At 55.3% G+C, this 12196-nt stretch carries 12 protein-coding genes; 5 read left to right on the top strand and 7 right to left on the bottom strand.

Annotation, left to right across the window (positions count from 1 at the left end; translation table 11 throughout):
• Positions 1-10: 10 nt before the first annotated feature.
• Genes sirB1 through hemA form a run of 5 tightly spaced genes read right to left on the bottom strand, consistent with a single transcriptional unit; the run spans position 11 to position 4484 of the window.
• Positions 11-820, bottom strand: a complete 810-nt coding sequence (gene sirB1, locus ACSOSI_RS10715) for an invasion regulator SirB1 (protein ID WP_112363272.1) — start codon at positions 818-820, stop codon at positions 11-13.
• Positions 817-1215, bottom strand: a complete 399-nt coding sequence (locus tag ACSOSI_RS10710) for a SirB2 family protein (RefSeq protein WP_017892489.1) — start codon at positions 1213-1215, stop codon at positions 817-819. Before ACSOSI_RS10710 ends, sirB1 begins: the two co-directional genes overlap by 4 nt.
• A gap of 51 nt (positions 1216-1266) precedes the next feature.
• Complete coding sequence (prmC, locus tag ACSOSI_RS10705; RefSeq protein ID WP_476707034.1) at positions 1267-2103, bottom strand: peptide chain release factor N(5)-glutamine methyltransferase; 837 nt, start codon at positions 2101-2103, stop codon at positions 1267-1269.
• Positions 2103-3188, bottom strand: coding sequence for a peptide chain release factor 1 (gene prfA / locus ACSOSI_RS10700; RefSeq protein WP_012006414.1), 1086 nt, complete (start codon positions 3186-3188; stop codon positions 2103-2105). Before prfA ends, prmC begins: the two co-directional genes overlap by 1 nt.
• Positions 3189-3221: 33 nt before the next feature.
• Positions 3222-4484, bottom strand: a complete 1263-nt coding sequence (hemA, locus tag ACSOSI_RS10695; protein WP_012006413.1) for a glutamyl-tRNA reductase — start codon at positions 4482-4484, stop codon at positions 3222-3224.
• A gap of 716 nt (positions 4485-5200) precedes the next feature.
• Between hemA and lolB the strand changes: the two genes are divergently transcribed.
• From lolB to prs, 3 genes are all read left to right on the top strand, one after another.
• Complete coding sequence (gene lolB, locus ACSOSI_RS10690) at positions 5201-5824, top strand: lipoprotein insertase outer membrane protein LolB (RefSeq protein ID WP_012006412.1); 624 nt, start codon at positions 5201-5203, stop codon at positions 5822-5824.
• Positions 5821-6687 (top strand): 4-(cytidine 5'-diphospho)-2-C-methyl-D-erythritol kinase, encoded by an 867-nt coding sequence (gene ispE, locus ACSOSI_RS10685; protein ID WP_476707033.1) that lies wholly within the window; start codon positions 5821-5823, stop codon positions 6685-6687. Before lolB ends, ispE begins: the two co-directional genes overlap by 4 nt.
• A 170-nt stretch (positions 6688-6857) precedes the next feature.
• Complete coding sequence (gene prs, locus ACSOSI_RS10680; protein WP_012006410.1) at positions 6858-7805, top strand: ribose-phosphate diphosphokinase; 948 nt, start codon at positions 6858-6860, stop codon at positions 7803-7805.
• Positions 7806-7990: 185 nt separating this feature from the next.
• On the opposite strand, the gene ychH is transcribed toward prs, so the two are convergent.
• Entirely contained in the window at positions 7991-8269 is a 279-nt protein-coding gene (gene ychH, locus ACSOSI_RS10675) for a stress-induced protein YchH (RefSeq protein WP_012006409.1), read from the bottom strand.
• A 313-nt stretch (positions 8270-8582) separates the two neighbouring features.
• Between ychH and pth the strand changes: the two genes are divergently transcribed.
• Entirely contained in the window at positions 8583-9173 is a 591-nt protein-coding gene (gene pth, locus ACSOSI_RS10670; protein ID WP_151415161.1) for an aminoacyl-tRNA hydrolase, read from the top strand.
• Between the two features lie 39 nt (positions 9174-9212).
• Here the strand turns inward: pth and ACSOSI_RS10665 are convergent, their stop codons facing one another.
• On the bottom strand, positions 9213-10742 hold the full coding sequence (locus ACSOSI_RS10665) for a SulP family inorganic anion transporter (protein ID WP_112363276.1): 1530 nt from the start codon (positions 10740-10742) through the stop codon (positions 9213-9215).
• Between the two features lie 331 nt (positions 10743-11073).
• Here ACSOSI_RS10665 and ychF point away from each other — a divergent pair, with 331 nt between their 5' ends.
• Positions 11074-12165: a redox-regulated ATPase YchF gene (gene ychF, locus ACSOSI_RS10660; protein ID WP_012006406.1), complete on the top strand. Its 1092-nt coding sequence runs from the start codon at positions 11074-11076 to the stop codon at positions 12163-12165.
• Positions 12166-12196 lie beyond the last annotated feature (31 nt).

The following is a 12196-nucleotide window of genomic DNA, read 5'->3' as shown; positions in this document are numbered from 1 at the left end:
ATCAAATGAATTAATGCAGCGTGACCTGTTTCGGTTCAATCGAGTGGATCTGTACTTTGATTACTTCGCTGACCGGATCTTCAGGACACTGTTCGACAAAATAATTGAGATCGGAAATAGCAATATGGTTGCATTCCAACTGGGCGTAAATCAGCCCACGGTCACGGATTTCGTACGGGTCATCCGGATCGAAACACAGCACCGTTTCGCTGGCCCGCAACGCCATTTCCATCTGTTGTTCTTCCATCAGGGCGGCTTTCAGCGTATCGAGCATCTTACGCACCACCATGACGTTTTCTGACTCATCGAGATCATCGTCTTCCAACTCGGCGCCCAGACCCAGGTTGCCCTTGATCCACACTTCCAGTTGATGCTCGTTTAGCGTCTCACCGTTCAACGGATTGATCAGCCACATCTCTTCATCCAGCCAGTCTGCCCGCAGGATCAGTTGAGTGGGGAAAATCACCGGCAACAGCGGTAAATCCAGATGCGCAGCGATGTGAAGGAAAATGGTGCCAAGGGAAACCGGCGTGCCCTGTCGCCCTTCCAGCACCTTGTCGAGCCAAATCGCGTCGGACAGACGATACACGCCGCCGGCGCCGCCAAAACCCCAGGTTTTGAAGAACAGTTCAATGAGTGCGTCCAGTTGCTGTTCCTGGCTGAGATCCTTTGGCATCGCCGCACGTGCGTCGTCGACCAGCTGTTGCAGCTTGCGTTCGACTTCGGCGGTAGGGAAATCACGCCGCACGGACTGCGAAACCAGGATCACGCCCGCGCTCAGCAGCGCGGTGTTAAATTCAAAATCAGCAATGCTACTCATAAGTATCCCATCAGAAAGGGTATTTTCGTCGTGGCAAGTTTAATTATCAGGTACAGACAGCCCAACGCCAGCACAAACGCCAGGGTGCGCAGGTTCTTACTTTTGGTCTTCTTGCCCAATGCGACGTAGCCAAGCAGGATATAGATAATAACGCCAAACAGCTTCTCGGTCAGCCACGAGTCCATACCCAGCAGCGGATAAAGCTTGAACATCACCACCAACGCGATACCACTGACGAACAACACCGTATCATTTATGTGCGGCGTTATCTTCACCCAGCGCTTGTTCATCATTGCCGAGTCTCGCCATTTCCAAAAAAATCGCAATACAAACAAGATAATACTGATGGTGACTGTCAACAGGTGCAGATGTTTTAACGCTGAGTAGACTGCCATATTGCTTCCTTTTGTTTATTCGCCGTGTGCTTTGTTTTTGTTAGTTCTCAGTTACTGCTGCGGCCATTGGCCAAAAGTCACGCGATCGTTATCACCGTAGTCACGGCGGGTAGCGATCGAAATAAAACCGGCGGCCTGCAGCAATGCGCGCACGCTCTCGCCCTGTTGCCAACCGTGCTCCAGCAGCAGCCAGCCCTGTGGCTGCAGATACTGCGGTGCCTGTTGCACAATAGCGGATAAATCCGCCAACCCGTGCTGCTGCGCGACCAGTGCGCTGCTGGGTTCGAAACGTACGTCGCCCTGCGCCAGGTGCGGATCGGCGGCGTCGATATACGGAGGATTACTGGCGATCAGGGCGAAAGTTTGCCCGGTCAGAGGCGCAAACCAACTGCCCTGAAGAAATTGTGCGTTGCCGATCGCCAGCTTCTGCGCATTATGCTGCGCCAGCGCTACGGCCTCAGGCTGTAAATCAACGCCGGTCACCCTGCAATCCTGGCGTTCGCTGGCCAGCGCCAACGCAATGGCACCGGTGCCGGTGCCAAGATCGAGGATGTTGCAAGAGGATGACGGCAGGCGCTCCAGCGCCAGTTCCACCAGGCATTCGGTATCCGGACGTGGGATCAGGGTGGCCGGCGAGACCGATAGCGGCAGCGACCAAAACTCGCGTTCTCCAATCAGATAAGCCACCGGCTCGCCACGTTCGCGGCGCACCAGCAGCCTTTCCAACTGTTCTTGCTGTTGTTGCGTCAGCAAAGTTTCGCCAAATGCCATCAGAAAGGTTCTGGCCCGGCCGGTCACGAAACCCAGCAGGATTTCCGCGTCACGCCGGGCACTGTCACTCTGCGTCAACCGGGCAGCCGCGGCTTTCAGCCAGGATTGATAATCCATTACTCTGGCTCAGCGGACAGCGCGGCGAGCTGGTCGGCCTGATATTCCTGCACAATAGGTTGGATCAGCATGTCCAGCTTGCCCTCCATCACCTCGTCCAGACGGTACAATGTCAGGTTGATTCGGTGGTCGGTCACGCGCCCCTGCGGGAAGTTGTAGGTGCGGTTGCGATCGGAACGGTCGCCGGTGCCCAACAGATTACGACGGGTTGATGCCTCGGCCTGCTGGCGCTTGGCCATTTCGGCAGCGCGGATACGCGCCCCCAGCACTGACATCGCCTTGGCTTTGTTTTTGTGCTGTGAACGTTCGTCCTGACACTCCACCACAATACCGGTTGGCAAGTGGGTAATACGGATAGCCGAGTCGGTGGTGTTAACGTGCTGGCCACCGGCACCGGAGGAACGGAAGGTATCGATTTTCAGATCGCCGGCATTGATCTCCGGCAGCTCGGCTTCCGGCACCGCCGGCATCACCGCCACGGTACAGGCGGAGGTATGAATACGCCCCTGCGACTCGGTTTCCGGCACGCGCTGCACGCGGTGGCCACCAGACTCAAACTTCAGTTGGCCGAAAACGCCGTCGCCAGACACCTTGGCAATCACTTCTTTATAGCCGCCGTGCTCGCCTTCGTTGGCACTCATGATCTCGACGCGCCAGCGACGCGTTTCGGCATAGCGGCTGTACATACGGAACAGATCGCCGGCGAAAATCGCCGCTTCGTCACCGCCGGTACCGGCACGCACTTCCAGGAAGCAATCGCGCTCATCATCCGGATCTTTCGGCAACAGCAGCACTTGTAATTGCTGCTCCAGCTCTTCCGTTGCCGCTTTGGCGTCTTTCAACTCTTCCTGCGCCATTTCGCGCATTTCCGGGTCATCCAGCATCATTTCTGCCGTGGCCAGATCGTCTTGCACCTTACGCCATTCAAGGAAACAGCGGCTGACATCGGTCAACTGTGCGTATTCGCGCGACAGCGCGCGGAACCGATCCTGCTCGGCAATAACGCCGGCATCGCCGAGCAGCGCCTGCACTTCTTCATGGCGCTCTTGTAACGCTTCCAGTTTGGCAACAATAGAAGGTTTCATGCGTGGTATTAAACCCTGTTAATAAAGAGAAAACTAATGCTGATCCAGCCCGAGGCTGTCGCGTAATAATTGCAACCGCTCCACGTCGCCATCGCCGGCGGCCTGTTGGAGGGATTTGGTAGGGGCATGAATAAGACGGTTGGTCAGCCGGTGGGCCAGCTCGTGGATAACCTGCTCCACGTCCGCGCCCTGCGCGATGGCGGCCAGGGCTTTGGCTTCCATTTCCGCACGGATCTGATCGGCCTGTGAACGGTAGTCGCGGATGGTTTCCACTGCGCCCTGCGAGCGCAACCAGGCCATAAAGTTGATGCTTTCCTGCTGGACGATAGACTCAGCCTGCACCGCCGCGGCCTTGCGCTGCGCCAGGTTGCTCTGAATGATGGCGTGCAGATCGTCCACGCTATATAAATAGGCGTTAGCCAGCTTGCCCACTTCCGGTTCAATATCGCGCGGTACGGCAATATCCACCAGCAGCATTGGCTGGTTACGGCGCGCTTTCAGCGCTCGCTCCACCATCCCTTTACCGATGATCGGCAGTGGGCTGGCGGTAGAACTGATAATAATGTCGGCGTCCGCCAGGCGTTCGTCGATTTCCGGCAAGGTGATCACTTCTGCGCCGACTTCGTCCGCCAGCAGTTGGGCGCGCTCGCGGGTACGGTTGGCAATAATCATATGCCGTACTTTATGCTCGCGCAGATGACGCGCCACCAGTTCAATGGTTTCACCGGCCCCCACCAACAGGACGTTCAGTTCGGCAAGGGATTCGAATATCTGGCGTGCCAGGGTACAGGCGGCAAAGGCCACGGATACCGCACTGGCGCCGATTTCGGTTTCGGTACGTACGCGTTTGGCGACGGAGAAAGATTTTTGGAACAGGCGCTCAAGCTCACCAGACAGTGACTGCCCGCGTTGGGACTCGGCAAAGGCTTTCTTCACCTGCCCAAGAATTTGCGGTTCGCCCAACACCAGTGAATCCAACCCGCTGGCCACGCGCATCAGGTGGCTAACGGCTTCGTTGCCGTGGTGCCAGTACAGGCTTTTACTCACCTCTTCCGGGCGCAGGTGGTGGTACTCACACAGCCAGGAGACCAGCTGTTCGTGAATATGTTCCTGTTGCTCCACGCTAAGATACAGCTCGGTGCGGTTGCAGGTAGACAACACGACACCGCCCTGCACCAACGGTTGTTGGAGCAAGCTGGTTAGCGCCTGTTCGATAGACTCTGGGGAGAAGGTCACCCTTTCACGCAGAGAAACCGGAGCGGTTTTGTGATTTATACCTAACGCCAGCAGGGTCATTGCTTCGAGTAATACTTCTTTTGGTACGGGTTCTCGTTGAACGGCATTCTACTTGATGCGCGGGATCAATAAAAGGCACAACCGCATCTTCCGTCCAATCGCTGAAATAGACAGCATCAATGAGTGATTAGTAATAAATACAGCAAGATAAAGAATAATTTGACGACATAACATACTGAATTTTAGTGCAGTATGCGATATTCCGCACAGTATTGAGTAAAACTGACCAACCTGAGCATGGGGATAGCGATCAAATAACCGGCGTTTACCAGCCCAAAGTGCCGCAACGAAAGGTCGGATCCAAAATGAAGGAAACCTGTTGGCAAAAAACATGCTTCGCCTGCAGGTAAAAAAATGCCGAACCCGCAAAACATAACAGCGAAATAACGATTCGAACTGCAAGCTTCATAATTTTCGGATCTCCCCACCGCGATAGACTCTGGCGATATTACAGAACGCTACATCAACTAAACGCCAACGGCAGCAACACCCGGCCCCAGAGATATTCTTGCGTCCAGAGCGCAGGTTGGAACGATTGTGTTAATCTTATCAGCGAAGACCGCACCTGGCCCCGTGCCCGAGAGCGGTGACAAAGCCGGGAATTTTCAACGCGATGCAGCAAAAAATTGACGAGCCGGCGTTGCCCCGCTAGCGTAAATGCTGATACCAAGGTCTCGCTGTGCGTGCCCGCAAGGACAAAAGGACAAGAGAAAGTTATGCCAATCCGCAAAGTTAGTTTGCTCCGCCTGATCCCGCTGGCCAGCCTGGTGCTGGCTGCCTGTACTACCACCAAGCCGACCGGCCCGGCCACCAGCCCGACGTCGCCGCAGTGGCGTGCCCACGAACAAGCGGTGCAACAGCTGAGTCAGTATCAGACCCGTGGTTCTTTCGCCTACCTGTCAGATCAGAAAAAAGTCTACGCCCGCTTCTTCTGGCAACAGTATTCGCCGGACCGTTATCGCCTGCTGCTGACCAACCCGCTTGGCAGTACCGAGCTTGACCTCAACGTACAGAAAAACGTAGTGCAGTTGACGGATAACCAGGGCAAACGTTACGTCAGCGACAATGCCGAAGAGATGATCCGCAAGCTGACCGGCATGGCCATTCCGTTGGACAACCTGCGCCAGTGGATGCTCGGCCTGCCGGGTGAGGCCAGCGACTTCAAGCTCGATGACCAATATCGCCTGAACTCGCTGACCTATCAACAAGGTAGCCAGACCTGGACCGTGGATTACCAGGACTACAACAACAGCCTCAAACCACAGTTGCCAAGCCGTCTGGAACTGAAACAGGGTGACCAGCGCATCAAACTGAAAATGGACGATTGGACGCTTAAATGATTCGTCAATGGCCATCGCCAGCTAAACTCAATTTGTTTTTGTACATTACCGGCCAACGTGAAGACGGCTATCACCTGCTGCAGACGCTGTTCCAGTTTCTGGATTACGGCGACACGCTGACCATCGACGTGCGCCAGGATGACGCCATTAACCTGCTGACCCCGGTGGCCGGCGTGCCGGATGAGCAAAACCTGATCGTCCGCGCCGCCCGTTTGCTGCAACAGCATTGCGATCGTCATGGGCTAAACACCGCCCCGCGCGGTGCCGACATCAGCATCGATAAACGTCTGCCGATGGGTGGCGGACTGGGCGGCGGTTCCTCCAACGCCGCCACGGTGTTAGTGGCGCTCAATGATCTGTGGCGCTGCGGCTTGAGCGACGAGCAGTTGGCAGAGCTGGGGCTGGCCCTTGGTGCCGATGTTCCGGTGTTCGTTCGCGGCCATGCCGCCTTTGCCGAGGGTATTGGCGAACGTTTGCAACCGGCCAATCCGCAGGAAAAGTGGTATCTGGTGGCCCATCCGGGTGTCAGCATCCCGACCCCGGTTATTTTTGGCGATGCCGATTTAAAAAGAGACACCCCGGTTCGCCCATTAAATGTGCTGTTACAGGCAACTTACGCAAATGATTGCGAACCAATAGCAAGAAAACGTTTTCGCGAGGTTGAACAGCTTGTTTCTTGGCTGTTAGAATACGCGCCGTCACGCCTGACTGGCACAGGTGCTTGTGTGTTTGCTGAATTCGACACAGAAACCGCCGCCCGTCAGGTGTTAAATCAAGCCCCGGAGTGGATACGTGGTTTTGTAGCGCGTGGCGTTAACGTCTCTCCACTACATCGCATTCGTTCCGGGCAGATTGAACCGTAGTTCTCGTTTCGCTGCGCAGAGTCGCTCACACCTGGCCCTGTCATCCCTGCGCCGCTGCGGTTTCAAATTTTTTTTACACACCCGTATGATATTGCGCCGGCGTCGCTAACTGCCCCTTAGCGAGGCCGAATGACAATATCTTCTCTGGACGCATGCCTGAGGTTCTTCTCGTGCCTGATATGAAGCTTTTTGCTGGTAACGCCACCCCGGAACTAGCACAACGTATTGCCAACCGTTTGTACACCAGCCTTGGTGACGCCGCAGTAGGTCGTTTTAGCGACGGCGAAGTGAGCGTGCAAATCAACGAAAATGTACGCGGCGGTGATATTTTCATCATCCAGTCCACCTGTGCCCCTACCAACGATAACCTGATGGAACTGGTTGTTATGGTAGATGCTCTGCGTCGCGCCTCCGCAGGTCGTATTACTGCTGTTATCCCTTATTTCGGCTATGCCCGCCAGGATCGCCGCGTGCGTTCTGCTCGTGTGCCAATCACCGCCAAAGTTGTCGCCGACTTCCTCTCCAGCGTTGGGGTTGACCGCGTACTGACGGTGGATCTGCACGCTGAACAGATCCAGGGCTTCTTCGATGTTCCTGTAGATAACGTGTTCGGTAGCCCGATCCTGCTCGAAGACATGCTGCAACAGAATCTGGAGAACCCAATCGTGGTTTCCCCGGACATCGGTGGCGTAGTGCGCGCCCGCGCTATCGCCAAACTGCTGAACGATACCGATATGGCTATCATCGATAAACGCCGCCCACGTGCGAACGTTTCCCAGGTGATGCACATTATTGGTGACGTGGCAGGCCGTGACTGCGTGCTGGTTGACGATATGATCGACACCGGCGGTACCTTGTGTAAAGCAGCTGAAGCGTTGAAAGAACGCGGTGCCAAGCGCGTATTTGCCTACGCGACCCACCCGATCTTCTCCGGTAATGCTGTGGAAAACATCCGCAACTCGGTGATTGATGAAGTTATCGTCTGCGACACCATTCCGTTGTCTGCAGAAATCAAGGCACTGAAAAACGTGCGTACTCTGACGCTGTCCGGCATGCTGGCTGAAGCCATCCGTCGTATCAGCAATGAAGAGTCAATTTCTGCGATGTTCGAGCATTAATCAGAATTCTTTTCGGTGCGGCCCCCTGCCGTACCGGATCGATTGATTGCCCGATAGCAGAAAAAGAAAAACCCGTTGGTGCATCAGCAACAACGGGTTTTCTACGGGTAGTCAAACATGACCTTAAGCCTTAATGCGCGGCAGATCTCCTTTGCCGTAACGCGGGTTCCCTTTTATTTTTTTAATCAATGTGACGAACGATGATTGTCGTTTCGGCAGCGTTTATCAAAATGTTTTATCCACCAGTAACGATCCGCCACCTGCTCACGCCCGCCGATACGCGCACCAACCAGCCATAACAGCGCGCCGACGAAGATACTCATGATGGCGCCATGGGCGAAAAACTGCGGCAAATTGAACTGCGATACTTCAGCAAGAATGTTGTATCCAACGCCGAAGATCATGACTACCAGCCCCAGCCCCATAAAAAAGTTGCCCATTTTGTTCACGTTTCTACGTTTCATATGCCACCTCCATAGTGCCATTTGCCAACCAGGGTAACTCAGTAAATGGTTAACCCACTTTGATAAGTTAAGTATAGGCCCTGTTCCGGCAAGGGGATTGCGTAGGCGATCACAAATGGTAAAGAAAGCATGACAAATCTTTACTTAAAGCAAGTAATTAGTTAACAAATTGAATGATTATGCTAATGAATTACTCCCCATTCTGAGGATGTCCGCTGACTAACGCCACGCACAGCATCAGGATTTTGTCATTCGCGGCGCAGGCAGGTAGACTAATGCCCTTTCCATTATCTCGATCATAGCGAATCTCCCCGTGAGCAGTATTAAATTGATAGTCGGCCTGGCGAATCCGGGCGCTGAGTATGCCCAGACGCGACACAACGCCGGCGCCTGGTACGTCGATTTACTGGCCCAGCGCCATAACCAGCAGTTGAAGGAAGAGAGCAAATTCTACGGCTACACCGCCCGCCTGAATTTGGCCGGTAATGACGTGCGCCTACTGGTGCCTACCACCTTTATGAACCTCAGTGGCAAAGCCGTGCTGGCGATGGCCAATTTCTACCGTATTGAGCCGGACGAAATTCTGGTCGCGCACGACGAGCTGGATATTCCGCCCGGTATCGCAAAAATCAAACTGGGTGGCGGCAACGGCGGGCACAACGGGCTGAAGGATATTCAGAGCAAGTTCGGCAATAACCCGAACTTCTATCGCTTGCGCATCGGCATTGGCCATCCGGGCGATAAAAACAAGGTGGTGGGTTTCGTGCTCGGCAAGCCACCGGCCAGCGAGCAAAAAATGATTGATGAAGCGATTGATGAAGCCGCACGTTGCACGGAAATTCTGCTGACCGACGGCCTGGAAAAAACCGTTCGTCGCCTGCACAGCTTCAAAGCGCAGGCCTGATAGTGATTGCAGCGGGCATCACGCCCGCTGCCGCCCCGCTTAGGTTCGCAGTTTGAAGGTTTCCTCACCGACGTTGGCATCGTCGGTCTGATAGCCTTCTTCCGCCACATAATATTGCGGATCGTCCAGCTCATGGCTGCAAAACGGTCCGGCCTGCTTTAACAGACGTACGCAGTCGCCGCTCAGGTGGCGTAACCGAATGGTTTTTCCCGCCGCCAGATAACGTGCCGTCAGCTTATCAATCGCTTCTACTCCGCTGGAGTCCATCACCCGGGTACCGGCAAAATCCAGCACCACGTTTTGCGGATCGTTTTCCGGTTCAAACAGCTCGGCAAAGGCCGTGGTAGAACCAAAGAACAGCGGCCCGTCCAGTTGATATACCGCAACATCCCCCTCCACCTGATGCTGACGCACGCGAATGCGCGCCTGCTGCCAGGCGAACACCAGCGCTGAGATAATCACCCCGCTGATCACCGCCATCGCCAAATCGGTAAAGATGGTGATCACCGTGACCAGCAGCATCACCAGCGCATCGGCCTTCGGCATCCGCCGCAAGCGGCGCAGCGAACTCCACTCAAAGGTGTTGTAACACACCACCAGCATCACCCCGGCCAGTGCCGCTACCGGTAACAGGCCTATGTAACCTGACAGGCTGACCACAAACAGGATCAACAGTATCGCACCGACGACGCCGGAAATACGTCCGCGCCCACCCGAGGTGAAGTTGATAATCGACTGGCCAATCATCGCGCAGCCGGCAAAACAACCGAACAGGCCGCAAATGGCATTGCCCGCGCCCTGAGCGATGCTCTCGCGGTTGCCATTACCCTTTTTGCCGCCCATTTCGTCAAGCACCGTCATGGTCAGCAACGACTCAATCAACCCCACCAAAGCGATCACTACCGCATACGGCAGCACCACTTTCAGCATTTCCAGGCTGAACGGGGCCATCGGCAGGCTGAAATGCGGCAAGGCGCCGGAGATATCGGCCAGATCGCCGACCCGCAAGGTATGCAGGTTAAATCCAATCGCCAGCGCGGAAACCACAATCAGGGCCGCCAACGAGGCCGGGATCACCCGGGTCAGCCGTGGGAACAGCACCACCACCCCGATCGCCAGCGCCACCAGCCCGTACATCAGCAGCCCCTGCCCGGCAATCATATGCAGCTGCGCCAGCATGATGACGATCGCCAAACCATTCACAAAACCGTGGATCGCCGGCAGCGGCACCAGACGAATAAATTTACCCAGCCGGAAAACGCCAATCAGGATTTGGATCACCCCGGCGAAAATCGTCGCCCATAACACATAGGCCATGCCGTGTTGCGCCGCCAGGCTCATCAGCACCACCACGATCGAACCGGCCGCGCCCGACACCATACCCGGCTTGCCGCCAAACAGCGCGGTGACCAGACCGATAATGAAGGCGGTGTGCAACCCAACGATCGGGGAAAGCCCGGCGACCAAAGAAAAGCCGACCGCTTCGGGGATCATGGAAACGGCCACCACAAAGCCCGCCAGCACCTCGTTCTTGACGGTCGACAGCCTGAAATTGTTCAGGTTAAACATGGATTATTCACTTCTGACAGATAAAAAACCTTCCCGCAGGACGGGAAACACAGCCGCATGGCGCGGCAAACCTCAGGAGGGGGGCAACTCAGGGTGGACTGGGCAAGAAGTACATCCGGCGCGTTTCCTGTAGGTTAATCAGAAGTGTCAGTATGTGTAAATGTGATCCAAATCTCAATCAAAAACCGGTTTTGTGGCTGCATTTGCCCGCAGCACACAGCCAGATCGAGAAAAACGGCCATTACGTGTATAATGGCGCCATTATTTCGTCCTTTATGCAGTGGGTTAAACCTAACCGGCTGATAGTTAAGATATTTAAGGTGATAACAACATGGGATTCAAATGCGGTATCGTCGGCCTGCCTAACGTAGGCAAATCCACCCTGTTCAACGCGTTGACCAAAGCGGGTATCGAAGCAGCCAACTTCCCGTTCTGCACCATTGAACCTAATACCGGTGTGGTGCCGATGCCCGATTCGCGTCTGGACCAGTTGGCCGAGATCGTCAAACCCCAACGCATCCTGCCAACCACCATGGAATTCGTCGACATCGCCGGCCTGGTGAAAGGCGCGTCCAAAGGCGAAGGCCTGGGCAACCAGTTCCTGACCAACATCCGTGAAACCGAAGCTATCGGCCACGTAGTGCGCTGCTTCGAGAACGACAACATCATCCACGTAAACAACAAGGTTGACCCGGCTGACGACATCGAAGTGATCAACACCGAGCTGGCACTGTCGGATCTGGACACCTGCGAACGCGCTATCCACCGCGTACAGAAGAAAGCCAAAGGCGGCGATAAAGACGCAAAAGCCGAGCTGGCCGCACTGGAAAAATGCCTGCCACAGCTGGAAAACGCCGGCATGCTGCGTGCGCTTGATCTGTCCGATGAAGACCGTGCAGCCATCCGCTACCTGAGTTTCCTGACGCTGAAGCCAACCATGTACATCGCCAACGTCAACGAAGACGGCTATGAGAACAACCCATACCTGGACAAAGTGCGCGAAATCGCTGCGGCCGAAGGTTCGGTCGTGGTTGCCGTGTGCGCCGCGGTTGAATCCGACATCGCCGAGCTGGAAGACGAAGACCGCGCCGAGTTTATGGCCGAGCTGGGTCTGGAAGAGCCTGGTCTGAACCGCGTGATCCGCGCCGGTTACGAGCTGCTGAATCTGCAGACTTACTTCACCGCTGGCGTAAAAGAAGTTCGCGCCTGGACCATTCCGGTTGGCGCTACCGCACCGCAGGCAGCCGGCAAGATCCACACCGATTTCGAGAAAGGCTTTATCCGCGCGCAGACCATCGCTTTTGAAGACTTCATCACCTACAAGGGTGAACAAGGAGCCAAAGAAGCCGGTAAAATGCGTTCAGAAGGTAAGGACTACATCGTCAAAGACGGCGACGTGATGAACTTCTTGTTCAACGTCTAAACCTCGTTTTCTGCACCAGACTCCAAAATCC

The sequence above is a fragment of the Serratia sp. AR11 genome (assembly GCF_056376275.1).
The sequence above is the reverse complement of the archived record's forward strand: the minus strand, read 5'-3'. Positions and strand labels throughout refer to the sequence as shown.